The following is a 21,937-nucleotide window of genomic DNA, read 5'->3' as shown; positions in this document are numbered from 1 at the left end:
TCTTATGCATCATCAATTCATGAGTAACGCATTTACGTTCAACGTCAACGCTTCGAGTGTGAAAGGTTTCGTCAGCACAGCCGTGTTGGGCTCTAGCTGGGCGTTGTCCAATATATTCGGTTGCGCATACCCGGTCATGAACAAGACGGGAAGGCCCGGCCTGAAGCTGCGGCCGGTATTGGCCATTTGCCTGCCGTCGATTCCTCCTGGCAGGCCAATGTCTGTGACAAGCAGATCGATGCGGGTATCCGAGCGGAGTAACTGCAGGCCCGCAAGGCTATCGGTCGCCTCAATGACGATGTATCCGCAGCTGCCCAGCGACTCACTCACAAACATGCGGACGGAAGGCTCATCATCGACGACCAAAACCGTTTCGCCTGACGAGGTCAGTTCTGACTCAGGCGATGGCTCGGCACGACCTGCAGCATCGACCTCAACCTCATGGCTGGGTAGCTGCAGAAATACGCGGGTGCCCTGGCCCGCCTCTGACTCGATCCGAACCTGCCCGCCAGACTGCTTGGCGAAACCATAGATCATGGACAGGCCGAGCCCGGTACCCGCCCCCACAGGCTTGGTGGTAAAGAAAGGCTCGAATGCACGCGTTAACGTCTGGGTGCTCATGCCGACACCGTCATCGGCGACACAGATCGTGAAGTACGTGCCGGGTGGCAGTTCAGGGTCAAGATCTGCCCCCTGTACAAGCTCCTCGTTGTACGTCCTGATGGCGATCGACCCTCCGCCTTCCAGTGCGTCACGCGCGTTGATACACAGGTTTAGCAGCGAGTTCTCTACTTGGGCCGGATCCACCAGGCAGGTACTTGAGGTTGCATGGAGCTCTACCTTGAGTTGGATTGCCGGCCCTACTGTCCGACGTATCAGCTCCTCCATTTCGCTGATCAGGGTGTTCACATCGGTATGAACAGGCATCAGCGTCTGGCGGCGAGAGAACGCCAGGAGCCGGTGGGTCAGGGATGCTGCCCTTTGTGCGGCACCCTGTGCCACCGTCAGGTAACGTTCCACGTCAGCAATGCGCCCCTGCTTCAAGCGGAGCTTGATCAGCTCAAGGCTTCCCGTGATGCCCGCGAGCAAATTGTTGAAGTCGTGAGCGATACCCCCGGTCAGCTGACCGACCGCTTCCATCTTCTGCGATTGCCGTAGCGCCGCCTGCGCCGCTTCCCGCTCGGCCACTGCTTGCTCGATCTTCGCTTCCAGGGTGCGGTTAAGCTCAAGCAACTGCGCCTCGGCATTTCTTCGCGCGGTGACATCGATGGACGAGCCGATCAGCCCGATGACCTCGCCTGCTTCGTCGCACAGAGGTGCCTTGACGGAAAGCCAGTAGGTAGCCGTGCCATCCGGCATGTCGACACGCTCTTCGATCTGCAGCGCGCCCTTCCCGCCATGCATGATATGACGATCGGTTTCCATCACCTGGCGTGCCTGAGCCTTGTCTTCCAGAAACTCCAGGTCGGTTTTGCCCAGATACAGCTCTGGTGGTTTACCAACCAGTCGGGTGACACCGTCATTTGCAACAATCAGCCGCCCCTCGAGATCCTTTGCGTAGACAACACCCGGGACAGCAGCCGTGAAGGTACGCAGCAACGCTGACATCCTGTCGCGTTCAGCCTCCGCTGACCGGCGTGACTCAATGTCCATGAGAATGCCAGGGAACCGAACAGCCTCGCCTTGCTCGTCTAGCTCAGCTCTGCCATTGGCCTCAATCCAGCGATAGCTGCCGTCACGCTGCCTGACGCGGTATTCACACCGGTAGGCGCCGCCACGGCTCATCGCCTCCTGGATATCGGCAGAGACACGATCACGGTCGTCAGGGTGAATCGAGGCAAAAGCTTCTTCGATCGGAATACCCGCCAGGCATTTATCTGCAGGAAGCCCGAATGATCGCGAGAACCGCTCATCCGCGGTCACCTGGTTGTGCCGAATATCCCACACCCACGTTCCAATGATCGCGCCCGCATCGAGCGCCAACTGCAGACGCTCCAAAGCGGTTGTCGGAAACGCGGACTCCTGACTGGGTAATGCGGGAGCATCCAGCTCTCCTGAAAAGCCGGCGCCTTCGCGATCCATATTATTGCCTCTTTTGCTTACGCACATGAACGACAAGCCAATGGATGAGATTCTAGAGCGTGATGCCGAGCTATGGCGAGCAAAGCCCTTTTCCTGATCTGGTCAGCGCAGGCCAAAGCCCATCCGGCTCAATTCCCCCAGCAACTCCTCGCGCCCATGCAGGCTCGAAACGTTCCGCAGCCTGCTGACCACTTGCTCCGACCAGCCTGAAGCCTTCATGCCTTCGCTTTGATAGAAAGCACCCAGGCGCTTGTCGTATTCCGCTAGAACGCCCTGCTCGTCGGCAGCCGAGTACGTTTCGTGATGAAGCACTGCTGCCTGTGGCAGCCTCGGCTTCACCTTGGCTGGCCGATCCGGCGATGGATAGCCAACGCAGAGGCCGAAGACCGGATAGACCTGAGGCGGCAGTTGCAGTTCCTTGGCAACGGCTTCGATGTCGTTACGAATACCGCCGATGTGCACGCTTCCAAGCCCAAGCGACTCCAACGCAACGACCGCATTCTGGGCCGCAAGCGCTGCGTCGATGGTGCCGAGCAACAGGCTTTCCAGGTATGGCAAAGCCTCCAGCTCTACCCCATGCTGGTCTGCAATGCGCGAGACGCGGGACAAATCGGCAAGCCAGACCAGGAACAGTGGCGCTTGATGGATATAGGGCTGGTTGCCGGCTAGCGCCGAGAGGCGGCCTTTGCGATCCCCCTCTTGCACCGCAACCACACTCCAGACCTGGAGGTTGGATGATGTGGACGCGGACTGCGCGGCAGCAACCAAGGTCTCGAGCGTACCCTCGGGCAGAGGCTGATCAGTGAACGCCCTGACGCTGCGGTGTTGGAGCAGTTGGTCGATGGTGTCATTCCATTGTTGCAGCGCAGAAATGTTCGGTGCGCCATAGCGTGCAGCGAGTTTTGCCTGAGCGTTGGTTGTCATGAGAAGCCTCCAAAATGATAGGAGGCTATCAAATTTAGGCGTTTACCACACAGCCACACTGATTATTTTTTCGCGCCTCAGCGTCACTCCGCTATCCAGCACCTGAGCGGTAGGCCCGCTAGCCGCCATGCAAATGCTTCTTCAAAAAAGCCCGGGTACGATCCTGCACCGGATTCCTCAGGATTTCCCCAGGAGCCCCTTGTTCCACAACAACCCCACCATCCATGAATACGATCTGGTCAGCAACCTCGCCGGCAAAGCGCATCTCATGCGTGACGATCAACATGGTCATGTGCTCGGCCGCCAGTTGCTTCATCACCAGGTTCACCTCTTCCACAAGCTCCGGGTCCAGGGCTGAGGTCGCTTCATCGAACAACATGACCTTGGGTTGCATGGCCAACGCCCGGGCAATGGCCACGCGCTGCTTCTGCCCACCAGACAAGCGAGAAGGATATTCGTCGATCTTGTTAGCCAGCCCGACCTTGTGCAGATACTCCAGGGCCAGCGCTCTGCCCGCAGTTTTTGAGTAGCCTTTGAGCTTCACAGGCCCGATCGCGACGTTTTCACAGACGGTAAGGTGCGGGAACAGATTGAAGTGTTGAAACACCATGCCCATTTGCTGGCGCACCCGATTGATGTGCTGCTCGAAGGCGCGTCCTTTCAAGGGGCGGTTGACCTGGTCACCATCCAGCCAGATTTCACCGTCATTGAGCACTTCGAGATGGTTGATCGACCGCAGCAAGGTGCTTTTGCCAGAGCCACTCGGGCCGATGATGGCGTAGATCTGCCCACGCGAAACCGACAGGTCGATGCCCTTCAGCACCTCAAGTGTGCCGTAGGCTTTGCGAGCGCCCTTCACTTCTACCATAGCGTTGTTGTTCATCGTGACATCTCGACCTTGGCTTCAATAAGATGCAACCCAGCCTCGAGCACCAGGTTGGCCACGTAGTAGATCACTGCGACGGCGATATAGAATTCAAACGGGCTGTACGTTTCGCTGACAGCCAACTGGGCGCTGTAGACGAGTTCGGCGATACCGATGATCGACACCAGTGAAGTGTCCTTCAGCAACACAATGAGGTTGTTCCCCAGCGGCGCAATGGTTTTTCTGAGGGCCTGCGGAACGATGATGTAGCGCTGGGTCATGGCCTTGCTCAGGCCAATCGAGCGCGCGCCCTCTATCTGGCCTGGGTCCACCGCCTCGATCCCGGACTTGATCACCTCGGCGTTGTACACCGCAAAATGCAGGCTTAGCCCGATTATCCCCGCAGCCAGCGCCGGGATATCGATACCGACCTGAACCAGCCCGTAATAGATCAGATACAGTTGCAGCAACAATGGCGTGCCCATCAACAGCCAGGTCACAAACCGTACAGGCAGTGCCATGGCCTTCGGCGCATACAGGTCGATCAGGGCAAATAGCACACCCACCGTCAGGCTGATGACGCTGGAACCGAGAAACATGACAACCGTCCACCACAGGCCGGTTGCCAGCATTTCATAGTAAGGCGTGATGACACTCAGGTTTAGTCCTTCCACTGGCACTCCTCACTGGGTTGCGTATCGCCGGTCCAGTATGTCCACCAGGTACTTGACCGAGTAGACCATGACGATATAAAGCAACGCCGACACCATGAATATCTCGAACGGTTTGTAAGTTGAACTGATAAAACGCTGCGCGGTGTAGGTCAGTTCAACTACCGAAATGGCCGACACCAGGGCAGAACCCTTGATCAGCCCGATGGCATTTACGCCAAGCGGCCTGATCATCAGTTTCATTGCCTGGGGAATGATGATGAACAACAGCGTCTGCCTGCGGCTGAAGCCAATCGACCGCGCGCCCTCCTCCTGGCCTGGGTCAACATTATCGATAGCCCCTCGAATGGACTCCGACATATACGCCGCTATATTCATGCCTAAACCGATCACCGCAGCAGCAAACGGCTCAAGCTCAATACCTATTTGTGGCCCACCAAAATAGATAATGAACAACTGCACCAGGCAGGGTGTACCGCGAAATACGCTGACGTAGATGTTGGCTGCCCACCGCAAGATAATAAATGGTGATAACCGGCACGCCACCAGAACGGTTGCAAGGAGTAAACCCAGCAAGAGTGATAGCAACGAGATCTGCACAGTTACCCAGGCGGCTTCCAGGAAGAACGGGTAGGTGCGATGGATCAATGACAGGTCCATAAAAATCACTCACAAAATTCAGCCAACCCGACCCAAACAGTCAGTCAGGCCACTCCAGGTGTGCATCAGCGAATGTCGCTACCCACCCATTTCATGGAGATTTCTTCATAGGTGCCATCGGCCAGGATCTCCTCCAGGGCCTTCTGCAACTGGGCCTTGAGTTCAGGGTTGTTTCTGCGAATGGCAATGCCCAGGCCTTCACGACCACCCTGCTCGTCCGGCAGGCTGATGATCCGCACCTTCTGCCCGGTCTCCTTTACCGCAACCATTACCGGAATACTGTCCATTACTACCGCGTCGATACGACCGGCTTCCAGGTCCACCAGCATTTCCGGCAAGCCTTTATAGGTGCGCACTTTAAGATTGCCGCGGGTGCGCGCCCATTTGTCATGCGAATCGCCCAGCGTAACGCCGACGGTGACATCCTTGAGGTCGTCAAGCCCCTTGATCGGAGACTCTTGCTTGACGCCGATGGTACGGCCTGCATGGTAATAAGGGCCCACGAAGTCAACGGCTTTCAGCCGCTCGGGGGTAATGGTCATCGAGGCAATGACAGCGTCATACTTCTTGGCCAGCAGCCCGGCGATAATGCCGTCAAACGGTGTGGTAATAATTTTTATATTCACGCCCAAACGCTGAGCGAGTGCTTCACCAATAGAGGCGTCGAAACCGACAATTTCATTCTTTTCATTGGCAAAGCTGAAGGGAGCGTACTGGCCGCTCATTGCCACGCGCAGTACTTTTGACGCTTGAACGGCCTGCAAGTCATCGGCGTGCGCCAGACCGTGAGAGAACAACCCAGCCGCCGCAACAGCGGTGGAAGCCAGTAGCATCCTGGTTTTTCTTGCCAGCATCAAGGCACTCCTTGGAAGTTTCTATTTCTTATTGTCTTGGGTTTTGAGGCCCCAACCTTCACTGAGAGCTTTGCACACTGATACCTTGAAATCACCCTGCAATGTGCGCGTTCGGCTGGCACATTGCCGGAATCGACCGACACAATGCCGGCACTACTTTGGGCATTGGAAAACTGGAGTAGTGTCTGCCAATGCACTAAAAACAAGCAAGTATTCGGCGGGTTTGCCTACTGCACTTTTCCGGGGCGGCCAGTCATTTACCGGTGATCAGGCGGGAGTGTCAGCATTGCGCGAGTTAGACGTCAAAGATCGGGAAATCCTCGAAATACTCTCCAAGGAAGCGCGTGTGGCGCTCAAAGCGCTGGCTGCAAGAGTTGGCCTGTCAAGAAGTGCCACCAGCGAGCGGGTTTTGCAACTGGAGCGTAGCGGGGTCATTCGCGGATATCGCGCCGACATCGGTGAAATCGATGCCAATGTCATACGGGCAATCATCCTGGTAGCGCTGAAACGTACACCGGCGCTTGGGTTGTTGGACCTGCTGGCACAGAACGCCCAGGTAAAACGGGTTTCATCGGTCAGCGGGCAGCTCGACCTGATAGTCGAGGTCGAAGCACGGACGATCGATGATTTGAACCGTGTACGGGACGCCGTGGCGTGCCACGACTCTGTAGACGACATCACCACGGCAGTGGTGTTGCGGCGTGACATAGACCGGCAGAAGGCGTGATGCAGGAGCGGCTTTGTGTCGCGACAGGGCTGCGAAGCAGCCCCAGGTTTCAGTGCTGATGCACAAATTGCCACGATGGATGTCCGCATCGGTGAGCAGACCATCCTCGATTACCTGATCCAGCCGCTGAACCGCGCCAAGGAGGCACTGGTTTCAAGCCATGCAAAGTACGTGTAGGAGCAGCCTTGTGCTGCGAAGAGGCCATAGCTGGCGAAGATGATCTTTTGCCTTGCCGGCCTCTTCGCAGCACAAGGCTGCTCCTACAAGGAAATGGCAAGCCTGAGCGATTGAGCCATTGCCGGCACAATTGCCATGGTGGATATCCGCACCGGTGAACATTTGATACGGCCAAGCTTTTCAGCTCTGAATACCTTAGAAAAGCTTGACCGCCAACAGAGTATCTACAGGGACCGTGCAATCTGTGAGGGCTACTTCAAGGCTGCCACAAAGCTGTCTTTCAGCACCTCGAGAAGGAAGTTGGCATTGCCCCGACTGAAAATCATTGAAGGGCGCATTTTCAGCACGTTGTCATGCGGGCCTTCAGTGCCGATCAATACGCCGCGTTCCCTGGCTCCATCAGCCACTTTCCGGGCCAGGGCCGTGGCCGGCGCCTTCGACTTGCGATCTGTGACCAGGACGATGCCGAGGAAAAGCCCAAGCCCGCGCACATCACCAATCACATCGAATTGCTGCTGAAGCTTGCGAAAACCATCGAGCAGGTAGTTGCCGACGTTCAAGGCGTTTTCTTTTAACTGGTCGCGCTCGATTGCATTGAGCACCGCCAGGCCTACCGCGCACGACACGGGGTTGCCGGCAAAGGTATTGAAATATTCCATGCCGTTGTTGAAGGCATCGGCAACCTCACGGGTGGTCACAACCGCCGACATCGGGTGGCCGTTACCAATCGGTTTGCCCATGGTGACGGCATCCGGCACCACGCCCTGGGTCTCGAATGCCCACCAGTGGCTACCGACGCGGCCGAACCCGACCTGTACTTCATCGGCCAGGCACAGCCCACCCTCGGCGCGAACCATGGCGTAGACCTCCTTGAGGTAGTTATCAGGCAGGAACACCTGGCCTGCCACGCTGGGAATCGACTCGGCAAGGAAGAACCCGGGGCCCTTGCCTGCCTTGCGCATGGCATCCAGCTGCTCTGCGACCGACTCCGCAAAACGCTTGCCGTGCTGTTCCACTGGCCAGTGCTCGGGCGCGTAGTAACTGTCCGGGACCACCGCCTCGTGAACATGCGGCGCCCTGCCCTTGCCGGCCTTGCGTTTGTACTTGTAAGGGCTAAGGTCGATGAGTTCTTGCGTGGTGCCGTGGTAGGCCCAGTCCAGCACGATCGCCTGGTCACTGCCGGTGTAGTTGCGCGCCATGCGCAGCATGAGGCTGTTGGCTTCACTCCCCGAACAACCAAAGGACGCTACGCAAAGGCCCTCTGGCAGGGTACCGGTCAGGCGTTCGGCGTATTCGACGATGTTGTCGTGCAGGTAGCGGGTGTTGGTGTTGAGTAGAGCAGCCTGGCGGGTCAAGGCCTCGACCACGTCGGGGTGGCTATGGCCCAGGTGGCACACGTTGTTGAAGCAGTCCAGGTAGGCGCGCCCGAAGTTGTCGATCAGCCATACGCCATCACCGCGCACGAACTTGATCGGGTCGCTGTACGAAATCGACAGGTTCGGTAGCAGCAGTTCCTTGCGCCTGGCGATGATCTGGGCCTTGGTAAGCCCTTGCTGGGTGTAGGTCTCTGGCGGGATACCCGCCAAGGTCGAGGCATCGGGGAACAGGTCGGCCCACACTTCGCGGTACTCTGGCTCACCCACGCCAATGACCTCGCTCGCGCTCAGCTGGGTATCGGTGGTCATCTGCAGGTGCAGGTGGGGAATCCAGCCGCCGTTTTCATGATCGGTGCCCATGTAGCCGACCAGGTCGCCAGCTTCGAGCTTGTCACCGGCTTTCAAGCGGCTGAGCGCTTCATGCGCCATGTGCCCCCACAGGGTCAGGAATGGCGGGCAACCGGGTGGCGTGTGCTCGATCATCACCAGGCCACCATACCCCAGCGGGTCTGGTTCAACCTCCACACTTCTGACAGTGCCAGCGACCGGTGCGTACAACGGCGTACCCGCTGGCATCACCAGGTCGACACCCACATGCAGTGTACGGCGTTGCCCCTTGATGAAGCGGGACTCGAACGCGCTGTCGGTGTAGATGCTGCGCAACTCACCCCACGGCCCGATGGCCAGCGGCACCTGGTGAGCAGCAGAGAACTCGTCCCACCAACGGGTTGCATCTGCAGGGCGCTGCTCAGCCGAGGCGATGGTCATCTCGTGGGTGGCGTCGCCAAACGGGGCAATCACCTTGTTCAGGATGGCGGCAGACGGGCGTACCAGGTCGGCGAAGGATTTGTGGTTGTCCGCAATCCAGCGGCGGACATCACCCGCGCCTTCGATGGCATCGAAACCACAGGCCTTGCGCAGGATGCCGGTGGCCAGCCGTGGGTTCATCGCATCAAGCTGTTCCAGCAGGCGCCAGGCAGGCGCTTCACTGATCGCCAGGTAGGGGTTGTCGTCTGTCTGGTCATGCCGGGAAGCGGAAAAGGTGACGCTGATGACCAGGCGCATGGCGATCAGGTTGAACAACACATCAAGCTCTTGCGCTTGCAGCGGGTACTTTTCATGGAAACCGGCCACCAGCGCAGCAGCGGCGCCGATCGGGTCGTCCATGTCGAGAATGGCGTAGGCACTGGCGATCGCAACCTCGGCTATCAGCACGGTATGCACGGCATCGCCAAAGTCGATGAAGCCAGTCACGGTACTGGTAGTTTCGGCATCGACCAGGATGTTCCAGTCGTTGGCATCGTTGTGGATCACCTGGGCCCGCAGGGAAGCCAGCCTTGGCTGTACAGACTGTTCGAACTGGGTGATGAAGCGCTCGACAATGGCCCGGCGTTCAGGGCTCTTTATGAAGTGCAGGCGCGAACGGGAGCGCGCAGCATGGCGCAGATCCCAGTCAAGGTCGCGGACGGCGCCCGGGTGCATGAAGCCCTGCAGCGCGCGATCGAGTTCGCCGAGTGCCTGGCCGAAGTTGCTCATCAGTGCGAATGAGCGCCTGGCCTCGGCAAGTGGCGTGCCGGCCAACCAGCTGACCAGGCGCACTGCGTGCTTTTCACCTGTGGCACCGGTCACCGACGGCAGGTAGTCGCCAGCCACGCTGGCCCGCAAGTGAGGCACGCCCAGATGCCCGCCGTGCACGGCCAGGTGATCGAGCAGCGCGGTTTGAAACTCGCTTTCTACCCTGGGCTCGCTGGCATTGACGATTTTCAGTATCCAGCCTGCATCCAGGCCAGTCTCCAGCCGGTAATTGCGATCACGCTCCCCGTCCAGGGGCGTGGCAGTGCCAGAGACATTGAAGAAATCTTTTGCGAGGCCCTCTGCATCGCTTGCCGAAAACCGAGGTGCCGGGTGGGAAAGGTCTGTCATATCATCACGTTCCGAGCGAGCAAATTGTTTTTTCAATAGCTTGTCATGCACCACCGAAACCGACACCCTGCATACGGTCGGGATCAACAGGCATTATGCCGGTTCTGACCGGCATAAAGACGGCGAGCTAATCGGGTGCTGCAATGCGTGAGCTGGATGCAAAAGATCGTGAGATTCTTGAAGTACTTTCGAAGGACGCGCGCATTGCGCTGAAGGCATTAGCCGGCCGCATAGGCCTTTCCAGAAGCGCCACGACCGAGCGCGTTGCCAACCTTGAACGCAGCGGGATCATTCGCGGATATCGGGCGGATATCGGCGAGATAGACGCCAATGTCATACGCGCTATCTTGCTGGTAACGTTACAGCGCACGCCTGCCATGGGGCTGCTTGACCAGCTGGCTACTGACGCACGCGTGCGGCGGGTTTCCTCGGTGAGCGGTCAGCTCGACCTGGTGGTTGAAGTGGAGACCCGGACCATCGACGACCTCAACCAGGTTCGCGACAACGTCGCGCGCCACGAATCCGTGGATGACATTACCACGTCGGTAGTCCTGCGCCGTGACATCGACCGCCAGGGTGCCTGACGACCTGCAGGATGGCACGGGCGAAGCCGGTGCCATCCACACCAGGGGAATCAAGCTTCGCGTATATGCCGCTCCTGGCGTTCCTGCCGCTCCTTGGCCTCGATACTCAGTGTCGCCGTCGGCCGCAGCAGCAAGCGCTTCAGGCCGATGGGCTCGCCAGTGTCCTTGCACCATCCGTACTCACCCCGAGCAATGCGCTCCAGGGCTTCGTCGACCTTGTCCAGCAGCTCGCGCAGCTCAAGCCGCCCAGGTTTCCTGCAGATGGCGCCATAACACGCGTCCCCCTACAGCACTGAACAGTGCGGTCGAGACCCGTGTCTTCGCTTTCTGGCCGGGCAAATGGTGCGTCTCGCGATAGCACACTACTGCACCCTCCGGCCATTGTGCGAGGGTTTCCAGTTCGGCGACCTCAATGCTCAATCCCGGCTGAGACCCTGCACGCTGAGCAAACAGGGATGAAACATCGCCCAGGTCTACCTGAGCACCGGCAGGCGTCACCATAGAAAAATCCGCGTGAAACCGCTCGACCATGGCTGCAACAGAACCCTCCCCCCTGGCGAAGCGCGCCTCGATCAATACGTGCAGATCAATGACTTCTTTCAGATACCGATTCATGGCGTTCCTTTCGGTTGACAAGTGAGCGTATCCGCAGACAGAACAGGACTGCCAGGCAGGTTGCCTGCACCCCTCCTGCCAGCATGAATGTGGCTTGATAGGCTTGCCGGGCCTCGAAGAGCATGGTCAGCAAGCTGAAAACCAGGCTGACGGCTGTCACGCCAAGGCAGAAGCTCAACTGCCGGTTCAGGGCCCACAGGGTACTGGCCTGGCCAAGTTCCGATGATGCCAATGCTGAGAAGGCAGCGCTTTGCGCGACGCTGGTGCATAAGCTCCCCCCGACACCGAGCAGCGCGTAGGCAATCATCAGTGAAGACGTGCTGGAAGCCAGCGCCAGCAGTGCATAACCCGGTATCTGCAGCGCCAGCCCCAGCAGCAGTAACGGGGTGGGCCCGAATGATCTGTAACACCAGGTGGTGCAAGCGATCGCCAGCGCTGCCCCCACGGTCCATGGCAACATCAGGCTGCCGGCTGCGCTTGCGGTCCATCCAAGGTCGGCCTGAAGGTAAAGCATGGCCAACAGGTTTACCCCGATGAACAGGCCCGGCACAGCCAGGTACAACATCATCGATCCGGCGAAAACGGGCTCGCGCATTACCGAAAAGTCCAACAGGGGTGCAGCGATACGCCGTGAGTGACGCAGGTAGCTGCCGAGCAAGATTGCAGCCAGTGCGGCCCAGGCCATAGCCATGCCACCCTGGCCACCACCCGCATCAGTCATACCCAGCAAGCCGCTGGCCACCCCTCCCCCAGCCAGTAGCAAGCCTTTGCCATCAAAGGGTTCATTGCGCGTGGCTGACGGCGGGCGTGGTAACCAGCAAGCACCCAGGATCAAAGCCAGCAGTGCCATGGGAAGACTGGCGAGCAGCACCCACTGCCAAGGCATCCGTTGCGACAACCAACCGCCTGCCAAGGGTGATACGGCTGGCGCTAGCAAGCCTATGGCCATAATCGCCATGGTCACCCTCGGCCGCTCATGCGCTGAATACAGGCGGTAGACGAGTGCCTGGCCCAGAGGAATGAACAGCCCGGCTGCAAAACCCTGCAGGCCGCGTAAAGGTAACAGCGTTGCCATCTGGCCCGACCAGGCGATCAGCAGTGTGGCGCCTGAGAAAAACACCAGTGAGCCGAGCAGTACTGAGCGCTCGCCCATGCGCTGCCCCAGCCATCGGCTGGGCAACATCCCCAGCATCAGCCCGAGTAGATAGGCCGTACTCACCCAAGCGAGCGTGGCGACATGAGCGTGCAGGGCTTCACCTATCTTCGGTGAAACCACGGCGGTGATGAAGGTGTTGATCAGGTCTACGAAGAAACCCAGCAAGTAGAACAGCGTGATACGACGACGCAGGTTGAGTAAGGCCACGGTGAGCTCCAGTCAGCGAGCGTGACTGTAACCCTGCACTGACTGCGGCATAAGTGCTGTAATATCGCCCAGACTGTTAACTGATTTTTGACAATCATGCTCGACCTCAATCGCGTTGCCAGCTTTGTCGCCGTTGCAGATAGCGGCAGCTTTACCAAGGCTGCCCAATTGCTGGGCCAGTCCAAGGCGCGGATCAGCTTCAATGTACGGCGTCTGGAAGCTGAACTGAGCGCCAGCCTGCTGGCCCGTAACACCCGCCGCACCGTGCTGACCGATTGCGGTGAACGGTTTCTGGTTGAAGCGCGTCAGCTGCTTGACCAGGTGGAGCGCGCGACAGCCAGCGTGCAACAGTCATCCGCGGGGCTTGGCGGGCGGTTACGCATCACCAGTACCTCCGCCTTTGCACAGCGTGCAGTGCTGCCGGTGCTGGCAGACATGGCAGAGGCTCATCCCGATCTGTCGATCGAGCACGTAGCGTCATCGCACCTCTGTGACCTGGTTGCTGAACGCTTCGACGTCGCAATACGGCTAGGCGAGTTGGCGGACTCCGATTACAAGGCCGCCAGGATTGGCGACTATGCCTTGCAGCTGGTCGCCAGCCCGGCGTATCTGCTACGGCACCCGGTTGGCTCGACAGAGGCGCTGGTCAACGTGCACTGGCTGGCTCATACGCACCTGAGCGATGCGCCCTGGCGCTTCTTCAACTCACAGTCCATGACCGAAAGCTGCCAGTTCGTGCGCCCGTCCCGCTTTCAGGCAGATAGCGCAGAGGCGTTGCTGGACATGGCCTTGCGCGGGCTCGGGGTTGCGCTTCTGCCAAGCTGGTTGGTAGACGACGCCATCGCGAAGGCTAAGCTCAGCGCCGTCCTTGACCCACAACACTTTGCACGGCAACCCATTCATGCGTTGTACCGCAACAGCATGTATGTACCTGCTGCAACACGCGTTTTCATTGACAAGCTGGCAGCCCGATGGGCCCTCGAGGACACCGGGCTGTAACAGCCATATCACGTTGCTGGCACAGCTCGCATGCGTGCAAGCACGCCCTGAATCTCCCCAACCACCTGCCGGGTTGCCTCGTCGATCGTCCCTTCATTGCGGCACAGCACCCAGCCGTGCGCTGCAACGGCACGCTCGAACGCCTCGGTACAGGCCACCTGTTCATCCAGGTTGTGGATCACCGTACTGCCCAGCCCACGCGTACGCGCCGCGGCCCGTGCCCATGAGGTTTCAGGAGCTGTGACAACCCCGACATGCAAATCGGGCACTTGCACCTTTCGTTCGAGGTTCAGGCGCAAGATCTGGTCAAACGGCACCGTGCGGCGAAACGCAGCATCGGAGGGGTACCAGCGATCAATCAGGATGATGCTGTCAGCTGGCTGCCTGGGCAGCACATGCCGGGAAATCCAGGCGCGGCTCTCGGCAAAGCGCTCGCACACCTTGAACTCCAGTTCCCGGCATGGGCTTCTGGCAAGCTGGTTGACCAGGGCCATGGTCTCGCCCCGGCAAGGGTCGTTCTTTCTTTCACAAAGGCGGATCACCTTGTTCCCGTCCAGCCGCAAGGCTTGAGTGACGGCCTCCAGCAGCGTGGTCTTGCCGGTACCCTTGGGCCCATCAATGGAAACAAACAGCGGGCGGTTCATCGTTCAATACCAGTTGGCTCAGGCGCGGGATGAGACCATTGATCGTGGCTCGTCTTCAAGCGATTCTCTTTCTACGTCAACCCTGAGCCTTCCAACCCACTTGTTCAAGGGCCGCCAGCAACCGCTTACCGTCCAGGCCCGGCACCTCTCGCCCATCCTCTGCCTGCATGGTCCTGCCTGCCAGGATCGCGTTGACAATAGCCTCTTCCACCGCCTCGGCCGCTGCCGCGAACAGCGGCGATATATGGTCATTGTTGACCATCGCCACTTGCGCTGTCCTCGGCAGATCGCGGCGATTGTAGTCGGCAGGCGCCAGCCCGGTATTCCCCGTCGAGAATGCCAGGAAGATATCGCCGCTGGAGTCATCGGTGCCGCCACCCGTGCGGGCAATACCCAGCGCAGCACGTTGGGCCAGCCGTTGGCACTGATGCGGCAGCAACGGTGCATCAGTGGCCAGTACCACCACGATCGAGCCCATTCCAGGAGTGTCCTGCTGATCAAATGGCGAGGGCAAATCGAGCAACACCCGCCCTACGGGATAGCCATCCACCCGCAGCTCGCGACGCTGGCCATGGTTGGCCTGGACAAAAGCACCCACCGTCCAGCTACCCTGCTCTGCCGGCAATACCCGCGACGCAGTACCAATCCCGCCTTTGAATTCATGGCAGATCATGCCGGTACCACCGCCTACCGCACCTTCGGTAACAGGCCCGCCACGGGCCGCCCCCAGCGCTTGCTGAACCAGGTCCGCATTCACATGCTGCCCCCAGATGTCGTTCAGCACGCCGTCGTAGGTCTCCATCACCACCGGCATGCACCAGTAGGTCGACGCGTCCGCCAGGGTCGCATGCTCATGGGCGATGAGTGCATCGCGCACAACGCCGACGCTGTGCGTGTTGGTGGTGGCAATGGCTGTCGTCAACAGGCCCGCCTCACGAATCCACTCCAGGCCTGTGGCGTCGCCATTGCCATTGAGCACGTGGCAGCCGGCAAAGCACGGTTGATGGCGCGCCGGGCCTTCGCGGGGCTCGATGACACTGACACCGGTGCGTACAGGCTTGCCGTTATGGTGCTTGTCCAGGGTGGCGTGGCCAACCCGTACACCCGGCACATCGGTAATAGCGTTGTGGGGGCCAGGCCGACCAAGGCCCAGCGTGATACCGAAATCGCGTGCTCGCATCTTGTCTCTCGCTCAAAGTTTCTGGAAGGCCGGGCTCAACTTGCCATACGTGCCGTACAGCAACACAGAGGTAAGCAGAATGCCAAGAATGATGAAAATGTCCCGGGCTGAAGCCGTACTCAACAGGGTCGTCAACAGGTACCCGGCCCCGGTCACCGCAACCAAGGCCGGCAGTGGCCACAGTGGCATCCGGTAAGGGTGCTCACGGTCGCGGCGCAGCACGCGGCTGAACAGCGCGCACATCCCGACTACCAGGTACACGCACAGGATCAGCAGCACGGTGAAGGACGTGAGCTCCGACAGGTTGGAACTGAACGTCAAGGCAGCGGAAGGCACGGCGAGGAACAGCGTGGCCAGCCATGGCGACTCCCACTTGGGGTGAATGCGGGTGAAGGCGCGGTTCAGGGTCGGCATCCACAACGCATCCCGCCCGCTGCTGTAGATCACCCGCCCACTCTGGATGACCAGGGCAATGATGGCATTGAACACCGAAAGGAAAATCCCGGCGCTGACCAGGCGCGAGAGTGTTTCGTTACCATGGGCCGTCAGCAGGTAGCCGATAGGGTCCGGGCTGGCCAGCATTGCCTCAAGCGAGGGTGCACCCACCAGCAGCGCAACCAGCGGGATCACTTCGATGGCCAGCACCAGCACCAGTGACCACAAAACTGCCTTGGCAATACCACGCCCGCCACATTTCATGTCTTCGGCCAGCAACACGGCGCCGCCATAACCGTTGAAAGAGAACAGCGCAGTGCCCACCGCACCAATCACCAGCGCCCAGGGCGCCGCGTGCAGTATCCCGTTATCGAGTACCAGCGGGCTGACAAGGCTGCTGACCGGTTGCTGGGCGTGGCCAAAGCCCAACACCACGATCACCATCAGTGCCGCCACCTCAAGAAACAGGCAAATGCCGGTGACCCACGCGTTGAGCTTGATGTTGAGGATGCCAAGCAAATAGCCCAGTGCCACGATCACCAAGGCCACCGTCTGCCCGTCAAGCTGGGTGCCGAGCGCTGCATTCAGGTAAGTGGCTGCCCCCGTGGCCAAGACCGGTGGAATGAACACCAGCATCGCCAGCACGGTAAGGAAAGTGGCGTAACCTGCCATCCCGCCAAATACCCGCTTGGCAAACACGTATTCACCCCCTGCCGCACTGTGCGCGCGGCCCAGTTCGGCATAGCAAAGCGCAAACATCAGCGCCAGCACACCACCGAGCACGAAGGCCCAAATCACACCTGTACCTGCCTGGGCGATAGCAAAGGGCGCAATGACGAAGACGGAGCTTGCGGGTGTGACCGAAGACACGGTGATGGCGACTACATCTGCGACGCTCAGCGTCGGTTTGAGTTCTGGGGTGGGTGCACTACAGGACGTCATTTGTTCATCCTCACGTTGTTGTTAGTGTCAGAGGCAGAACCAGTAAGCGAAACGTGGCGAGCTCGACGGCCCGCTTGATAGTTAGGAAATCTATGCGGCGGCGCCCGGCAGGACAATTCCCACTAAGGGGTACCCCCGGTTGACAGCTGAGGCAAAGCGGGTGCCAATGCGCTACTTCTTTCAAGGACGCTGTCGTGGAAATTCTCTTTCATGAGGTTGCCGGCCACACCGCGCTGGCCAGAACGATCGAGCAGATTGGCAGCCCGCGCTTCTGGCGTCAGCTGATCCTGGTGCTGAGGCATTGGGTGCCGTTCGACAACGCGCTGGCGATGCACTTCCCTCCCCAAGGCGCCCCACAAGTGCTGGAGGAATACGATGCAGCGCCAGCGCCCGCAGCGGGTGAGCTGTACCTCGACGGGTTGTATCTGCTCGACCCCTTCTACCAGGCCGCCCGCGAAGGCTTGGCCAGTGGTTGCTACCACCTGGAAGAAGTGGCGCCAGACCATTTCTGGCAAACGGATTATCACCAGAACTACTTTCAGGACCATGTGCTGGTCGACGAAGTCCAGTTCCTGTTGCAGCTGCCCGATGGGGTATTGTCGCTGTCACTGGGCATGCGCCGCGCTTTCGACGCAACAGAGCTGGGCAAGCTCAACCTGATCAGTGCCTGGGTGCTGGCGCTGCTTGGGCAGCACTGGGCGCGTAGTGGCGTGCCGGTGCCCGTGCAGGCACCGGTTGGCGATGCGTTGGCCAGGTTTGCCCAAGGCCTGTTGTCCGAGCGGGAGCTGGAAATCGCCCGCCTTATCCTGCGCGGCTACTCGTCGAAAGCGATGGCGCAACGGCTGGGGATCTCGCCAGAAACCATAAAGGTGCACCGGCGCCACCTGTACGCGAAGCTGAACATCTCGTCTCACCCCGAATTGTTTTCGATGTTCATACGGGAGCTGGGGTTCGCAGATGAACGGGGAGAGATCCCATCAGCCTGAAAAGGCAACCACCCGGCAATGCCCAAGGCGGACAATGCCTGCTAGGCTGACGATGGCGGCCGTCCTGGCAGCCTACTCTTTACCCTTAGGCACGGGCCAAATGACCTTCGACCCACAAGTAAACCTGACCAACTGCGACCGCGAACCCATCCAGATCCCTGGCAGCATCCAGCCCCACGGCTGCCTGCTGGCCTGTGATGCATCCGCGACAGTGGTCCTGCGCCATTCGGTCAACGCTCCGCATATGCTGGGCCTGGCGGGCGATATCAACGGCCAGAAGCTGCACGCGGTGCTAGGGGACGAGGTAGCCCATGCCCTGCGCAACGCGCTGGCCCGTACCCGCGAAGCCTCGCGTCCTGCACTCAGCTTCAGCGTGATGCTGCCCAACGGCCAGGCCTTCGATATCGCCGCCCACCTGTTCAAAGGTACGGCCATCCTGGAGTTCGAACCGGCCGGCGCCAGCATCGCCGAGCCCATCGAGCTGGCCCGTACCCTGATTGCGCAGCTGCGCGAAATCGACCAGACCGGCAAATTGTTCCGCGACGCTGCCCGCTTTGTCCGGGCCGTACTGGGCTACGACCGGGTGATGATCTACCAGCTCGGCGCAGACGGTGCCGGCAAGGTGGTCGCCGAAGCCAAACGTGGCGACCTTGAAAGCTTCATGGGCCAGTACTTCCCCGCCTCCGACATCCCGCAGCAGGCCCGAGCGCTTTACCTGCGCAACCCGATCCGGGTGATTTCCGACGCCCAGTTCAAAACGGTCGCCATCGAGCCGGTCCTTGACCCGTCAGGCGAACCGCTCGACCTGTCCTACGCGCACCTGCGCAGCGTGTCGCCGGTCCATTGCGAGTACCTGTGCAACATGGGCGTGGGCGCCTCCATGTCGATATCGGTCATCGTCAACGGCGAGCTATGGGGGTTGATCGCCTGCCACCACTACGCACCGCGTACTCTGGCCATGGGGCAGCGGGTGGCCGCCGAAATGTTCGGCGAGTTCTTCGCGTTGCATATCGAGACCCTGCGCAGCCGGCAAAAACTCGAAGCCGCCGTACGGGTTCACAAAGCACTGGACACCATCGTGCGCAATGCCAACCAGTCAGCGGACATCGATGGGTTCTTCCACTCACGCCTGCCGCGGCTGATGTCGCTGATCCCCTGCGATGGCATCGGCATGTCGTTGCAAGGCCGCTGGGCATCGGCCGGGCTGGCAGTGCCCAAAGCTGCCGTGCCCGACCTGTTGCGCCTGGCGGATATGGTCACCGATGGCCGCATCTGGGCGTCCAACCGCCTGTCGATGGTGCTTCCCTCTGCCCAGGCGTACTTCAGCGAAGTATCCGGCGTGCTGATCATACCGATGTCGCAACAGCCGAGGGATTACCTGATCTTCTTTCGCAAGGAGGTCATCGAGACGCTCGACTGGGCCGGGGACCCGAACAAAACTTACGACAGCGGCGCGCTGGGCGATCGCCTGACGCCGCGCAAAAGCTTTGCCATCTGGAAAGAAACCGTTCACCAGCAGTCGCTGCCCTGGACCGAACAGGACCGCCAATTTGGCGATGCCATCCGCACCGCCATCGTCGAAGTGGTGCTGCACAACAGCGAGCTGCTGGCCAGCGAGCGCTCGAAGGCTGAAGTGCGCCAGCGCATCCTTAACGAGGAGCTCAATCACAGGGTCAAGAACATCCTGTCACTGATTGGTGCGCTGGTTGCCCACCCGACCTCCGAGAGCCAGACCCTCCAGGACTATGTGGCCACCCTCAAAGGGCGTATCCAGGCATTGTCACTGGCCCACGACCAAGTGGTGCGCGGTGATGGTGGCGGCCGCCTGGCAATGCTGCTGGAGGCCGAGCTTTCACCCTATCGCACGGCTGCCGGGGTGATCGAGCTGCAAGGCCCGAACGTCATCCTCGACGCGCGCGCCTACTCGGTGATGGCCCTGGTGCTGCACGAGCTGGCCACCAATGCGGCCAAGTATGGTGCGCTGTCGCAGGCCGGCGGCAAGCTGTCGGTGAGCTGGGCAATCGACGCCGCCAACGCCTGTGCCATCTGCTGGCGTGAAAGTGGCGGGCCCACGGTACGGCCGCCCAGCCGCACTGGCTTTGGCTCGGTACTGATCGACCGCAGCATCCCGTTCGACCTGGGCGGCACCAGCACGGTGGAATATTACCCCGAAGGCCTGCAAGGACTATTCAGAATCCCGGCCAAGCACCTGACCGTCGCCGAAACGTTCGAACCCGCCATCCCGGCCGCGGCCATGACCATGGCTCGTGTAGATGATACCTTTGCAACACGGGCGGGCTTGTGCGTGCTGATCCTCGAAGATCAGTTGGTGATTGCAGTCGGCTTGGAGCAGATTCTCAACGATGCTCACATCAAGCACGTGATCACCGCCAATTCCGAAGCCGAGGCAATGCAATTGCTCGCCCGCCGCACACCGGACGTTGCGATACTGGATGTCAACCTAGGCACCGGCACATCCATTTCCGTGGCCGATGAACTGGTACGCCGTCAGGTTCCATTCCTGTTTGCCACAGGCTACGGCGATGGCATCAGCATTCCCGAGCACTTGAAGGGCGTCCCCGTAGCGCGCAAGCCTTACGACGCCAACAGCATCCTGGCCAGCCTGCGGGGCCTGTTGGATCGCTGAAAGGCGATACCAGGCCGCTCCTCAGGGAAAGGCGCCAGCCTTGCGCTGGCGCCGTACCTCAGGGCTTACACCGCCAGCGCGCGCTCACGCAGCTCGCTGTTGAGGATGCGGTCGTTCTCGCTGTAATCGACCGGGCAGTCGATAACGTGCACGCCTGGGGTCTTGATGCAGTGTTCCAGCAGCGGCAGCAGGCCTTCGGCGCTTTCCACGCGATGACCATTGGCACCGTAGGCTTCGGCGTATTTGACGAAGTCCGGGTTGCCGTAGTCCAGGCCGAAATCGGTGAAGCCCATGTTGGCCTGCTTCCAGCGGATCATGCCGTAGCCATCGTCACGCAGGATCACCACGGTGATGTGCATGCCCAGGCGTACTGCGGTTTCCAGCTCCTGGCTGTTCATCATGAAGCCGCCGTCGCCGCACACCGAGATCACCGGGCGGTCCGGGTGCACCAGGTGCGCCGCCATGGCCGATGGCAGGCCGGCGCCCATGGTGGCCAGGGCGTTGTCCAGCAGCACGGTGTTCGGCTTGTGCGCCTTGTAGTTACGGGCGAACCAGATCTTGTAGATGCCGTTGTCCAAGGCAACGATGCCTTCGGACGGCAGAACGCGACGGATGTCGGCAACCATGCGCTGCGGGTAGACCGGGAAGCGGTTGTCGTCAGCGCCTTCGGCGATCTGGGCTTCGTTGGCTTCACGAATCGCCATCAGGCGGGTGAAGTCCCAGTGCGACGTGTCGTTCAGCGCTTCGCTGATCTGCCACACGGCGTTGGCGATGTCGCCGATCACTTCCACTTGCGGGAAGTACACCGCATCGACTTCGGCAGAGCGGAAGTTGATGTGGATGACTTCGGTGCCGCCACGGACCATGAAGAATGGCGGCTTCTCGATCACGTCGTGGCCGATGTTGATGATCAGGTCGGCCGCTTCGACGGCGCGGTGCACGAAGTCACCCGACGACAGCGCAGCGTTGCCGAGGAAACGCGGGTGGCGCTCATCGACCACACCTTTACCCATCTGGGTGGTGATGAACGGGATGCCGGTCTTGTCGATCAGTTGCTTGAGGACCTTGGCGGTCATCTTGCGGTTGGCGCCAGCGCCGATCACCAGAATCGGGTTACGGGCGGTCTTCAGCTTCTCGACTGCAGCTTCGATGGCCACGTGTTCGGCCAGCGGGCGGCGGTGCAGGCTGCGCGGGATCGGCAGTGCATCGGTCTGCTCGGCGGCGATGTCTTCCGGCAGTTCCAGGTGTACCGCACCCGGCTTTTCTTCTTCAGCCAGGCGGAA

The 21,937-nt window shown here is 60.1% G+C and carries 19 protein-coding genes and 1 pseudogene; 6 read left to right on the top strand and 14 right to left on the bottom strand.

Going from position 1 to position 21,937, the window contains the following annotated elements; all coding sequences use genetic code 11:
* Positions 1-12 precede the first annotated feature (12 nt).
* From SB756_RS19900 to SB756_RS19875, 6 genes are all read right to left on the bottom strand, one after another.
* Complete coding sequence (locus tag SB756_RS19900) at positions 13-2,082, bottom strand: PAS domain-containing protein (RefSeq protein ID WP_410911544.1); 2,070 nt, start codon at positions 2,080-2,082, stop codon at positions 13-15.
* A 102-nt stretch (positions 2,083-2,184) separates the two neighbouring features.
* The gene (locus SB756_RS19895; RefSeq protein WP_410911542.1) at positions 2,185-3,006 is read right to left on the bottom strand and encodes an NADPH-dependent oxidoreductase; all 822 of its coding nucleotides are present in this window, start codon (positions 3,004-3,006) and stop codon (positions 2,185-2,187) included.
* A 118-nt stretch (positions 3,007-3,124) separates the two neighbouring features.
* Positions 3,125-3,874: an amino acid ABC transporter ATP-binding protein gene (locus SB756_RS19890; protein WP_410911763.1), complete on the bottom strand. Its 750-nt coding sequence runs from the start codon at positions 3,872-3,874 to the stop codon at positions 3,125-3,127.
* A gap of 11 nt (positions 3,875-3,885) precedes the next feature.
* On the bottom strand, positions 3,886-4,545 hold the full coding sequence (locus SB756_RS19885; RefSeq protein WP_341795609.1) for an amino acid ABC transporter permease: 660 nt from the start codon (positions 4,543-4,545) through the stop codon (positions 3,886-3,888).
* Positions 4,546-4,554: 9 nt separating this feature from the next.
* Complete coding sequence (locus SB756_RS19880) at positions 4,555-5,202, bottom strand: amino acid ABC transporter permease (protein ID WP_410911540.1); 648 nt, start codon at positions 5,200-5,202, stop codon at positions 4,555-4,557.
* Positions 5,203-5,267: 65 nt separating this feature from the next.
* Complete coding sequence (locus SB756_RS19875) at positions 5,268-6,056, bottom strand: ABC transporter substrate-binding protein (protein WP_341795611.1); 789 nt, start codon at positions 6,054-6,056, stop codon at positions 5,268-5,270.
* Between the two features lie 286 nt (positions 6,057-6,342).
* On the opposite strand from SB756_RS19875, the gene SB756_RS19870 reads away from it, so the two are divergent.
* Positions 6,343-6,783 carry an Lrp/AsnC family transcriptional regulator gene (locus SB756_RS19870; RefSeq protein WP_024717903.1) on the top strand — a complete coding sequence of 147 codons (441 nt, stop codon included), beginning with the start codon at positions 6,343-6,345 and terminating at the stop codon, positions 6,781-6,783.
* Positions 6,784-6,798: 15 nt separating this feature from the next.
* Positions 6,799-6,960 (top strand): hypothetical protein, encoded by a 162-nt coding sequence (locus SB756_RS19865; protein ID WP_410911777.1) that lies wholly within the window; start codon positions 6,799-6,801, stop codon positions 6,958-6,960.
* A gap of 251 nt (positions 6,961-7,211) precedes the next feature.
* Here SB756_RS19865 and SB756_RS19860 read toward each other — a convergent pair whose 3' ends face one another.
* On the bottom strand, positions 7,212-10,259 hold the full coding sequence (locus SB756_RS19860; protein ID WP_410911539.1) for an aminotransferase class III-fold pyridoxal phosphate-dependent enzyme: 3,048 nt from the start codon (positions 10,257-10,259) through the stop codon (positions 7,212-7,214).
* 143 nt (positions 10,260-10,402) lie between these two features.
* Here SB756_RS19860 and SB756_RS19855 point away from each other — a divergent pair, with 143 nt between their 5' ends.
* Positions 10,403-10,843, top strand: coding sequence for an Lrp/AsnC family transcriptional regulator (locus tag SB756_RS19855; protein ID WP_016714074.1), 441 nt, complete (start codon positions 10,403-10,405; stop codon positions 10,841-10,843).
* A gap of 50 nt (positions 10,844-10,893) precedes the next feature.
* On the opposite strand, the pseudogene SB756_RS19850 reads toward SB756_RS19855, so the two are convergent.
* From SB756_RS19850 to SB756_RS19840, 3 genes and pseudogenes are all read right to left on the bottom strand, one after another.
* Positions 10,894-11,076, bottom strand: a pseudogene (locus SB756_RS19850) (TraR/DksA C4-type zinc finger protein); the annotation flags it as partial.
* A gap of 4 nt (positions 11,077-11,080) precedes the next feature.
* A complete protein-coding gene (locus tag SB756_RS19845; RefSeq protein WP_341795613.1) occupies positions 11,081-11,458 on the bottom strand; it encodes a DUF4440 domain-containing protein in 378 nt (125 codons plus the stop codon).
* Entirely contained in the window at positions 11,430-12,821 is a 1,392-nt protein-coding gene (locus SB756_RS19840) for an MFS transporter (protein ID WP_410911537.1), read from the bottom strand. The genes SB756_RS19845 and SB756_RS19840 overlap by 29 nt, the downstream gene beginning before the upstream one ends.
* Before the next feature lie 96 nt (positions 12,822-12,917).
* Between SB756_RS19840 and SB756_RS19835 the strand changes: the two genes are divergently transcribed.
* Positions 12,918-13,820 carry a LysR substrate-binding domain-containing protein gene (locus SB756_RS19835; RefSeq protein WP_410911535.1) on the top strand — a complete coding sequence of 301 codons (903 nt, stop codon included), beginning with the start codon at positions 12,918-12,920 and terminating at the stop codon, positions 13,818-13,820.
* An 8-nt stretch (positions 13,821-13,828) separates the two neighbouring features.
* Here the strand turns inward: SB756_RS19835 and SB756_RS19830 are convergent, their stop codons facing one another.
* The 3 genes from SB756_RS19830 to SB756_RS19820 all read right to left on the bottom strand — a co-directional run bounded on the left by SB756_RS19830 (position 13,829) and on the right by SB756_RS19820 (position 17,021).
* The gene (locus SB756_RS19830; protein WP_341795616.1) at positions 13,829-14,464 is read right to left on the bottom strand and encodes a dTMP kinase; all 636 of its coding nucleotides are present in this window, start codon (positions 14,462-14,464) and stop codon (positions 13,829-13,831) included.
* A 76-nt stretch (positions 14,465-14,540) separates the two neighbouring features.
* The gene (locus SB756_RS19825; protein WP_341795617.1) at positions 14,541-15,644 is read right to left on the bottom strand and encodes a P1 family peptidase; all 1,104 of its coding nucleotides are present in this window, start codon (positions 15,642-15,644) and stop codon (positions 14,541-14,543) included.
* Between the two features lie 12 nt (positions 15,645-15,656).
* Positions 15,657-17,021, bottom strand: coding sequence for an APC family permease (locus SB756_RS19820; protein ID WP_410911533.1), 1,365 nt, complete (start codon positions 17,019-17,021; stop codon positions 15,657-15,659).
* A gap of 194 nt (positions 17,022-17,215) precedes the next feature.
* Here SB756_RS19820 and SB756_RS19815 point away from each other — a divergent pair, with 194 nt between their 5' ends.
* Both SB756_RS19815 and SB756_RS19810 read left to right on the top strand, forming a co-directional pair.
* A complete protein-coding gene (locus tag SB756_RS19815; RefSeq protein WP_410911531.1) occupies positions 17,216-18,007 on the top strand; it encodes a response regulator transcription factor in 792 nt (263 codons plus the stop codon).
* Between the two features lie 100 nt (positions 18,008-18,107).
* Entirely contained in the window at positions 18,108-20,654 is a 2,547-nt protein-coding gene (locus SB756_RS19810) for an HWE histidine kinase domain-containing protein (RefSeq protein ID WP_410911530.1), read from the top strand.
* Positions 20,655-20,719: 65 nt separating this feature from the next.
* Here the strand turns inward: SB756_RS19810 and SB756_RS19805 are convergent.
* A partial coding sequence (locus SB756_RS19805; protein ID WP_410911528.1) for an acetolactate synthase large subunit occupies positions 20,720-21,937 on the bottom strand: 1,218 nt, incomplete at its 5' end.

Source organism: Pseudomonas sp. SIMBA_068, from assembly GCF_046534705.1.
In the GTDB taxonomy this organism is placed as follows: Bacteria; Pseudomonadota; Gammaproteobacteria; order Pseudomonadales; family Pseudomonadaceae; genus Aquipseudomonas; species Aquipseudomonas putida.
Note: the sequence above shows the minus strand (reverse complement) of the source record. Positions and strands in the feature narration are given on the sequence as shown.

Bases quoted from the DNA above. Each gene is read 5' to 3' on its own strand.
- SB756_RS19890 (WP_410911763.1), bottom strand. From the start codon at position 3,874: ATGGTAGAAGTGAAGGGCGCTCGCAAAGCCTACGGCACACTTGAGGTG.
- SB756_RS19855 (WP_016714074.1), top strand. From the start codon at position 10,403: ATGCGTGAGCTGGATGCAAAAGATCGTGAGATTCTTGAAGTACTTTCG.
- SB756_RS19880 (WP_410911540.1), bottom strand. From the start codon at position 5,202: ATGGACCTGTCATTGATCCATCGCACCTACCCGTTCTTCCTGGAAGCC.
- SB756_RS19825 (WP_341795617.1), bottom strand. From the start codon at position 15,644: ATGCGAGCACGCGATTTCGGTATCACGCTGGGCCTTGGTCGGCCTGGC.
- SB756_RS19900 (WP_410911544.1), bottom strand. From the start codon at position 2,082: ATGGATCGCGAAGGCGCCGGCTTTTCAGGAGAGCTGGATGCTCCCGCA.
- SB756_RS19845 (WP_341795613.1), bottom strand. From the start codon at position 11,458: ATGAATCGGTATCTGAAAGAAGTCATTGATCTGCACGTATTGATCGAG.
- SB756_RS19830 (WP_341795616.1), bottom strand. From the start codon at position 14,464: ATGAACCGCCCGCTGTTTGTTTCCATTGATGGGCCCAAGGGTACCGGC.
- SB756_RS19810 (WP_410911530.1), top strand. From the start codon at position 18,108: ATGACCTTCGACCCACAAGTAAACCTGACCAACTGCGACCGCGAACCC.
- SB756_RS19835 (WP_410911535.1), top strand. From the start codon at position 12,918: ATGCTCGACCTCAATCGCGTTGCCAGCTTTGTCGCCGTTGCAGATAGC.
- SB756_RS19895 (WP_410911542.1), bottom strand. From the start codon at position 3,006: ATGACAACCAACGCTCAGGCAAAACTCGCTGCACGCTATGGCGCACCG.
- SB756_RS19875 (WP_341795611.1), bottom strand. From the start codon at position 6,056: ATGCTGGCAAGAAAAACCAGGATGCTACTGGCTTCCACCGCTGTTGCG.
- SB756_RS19820 (WP_410911533.1), bottom strand. From the start codon at position 17,021: ATGACGTCCTGTAGTGCACCCACCCCAGAACTCAAACCGACGCTGAGC.
- SB756_RS19860 (WP_410911539.1), bottom strand. From the start codon at position 10,259: ATGACAGACCTTTCCCACCCGGCACCTCGGTTTTCGGCAAGCGATGCA.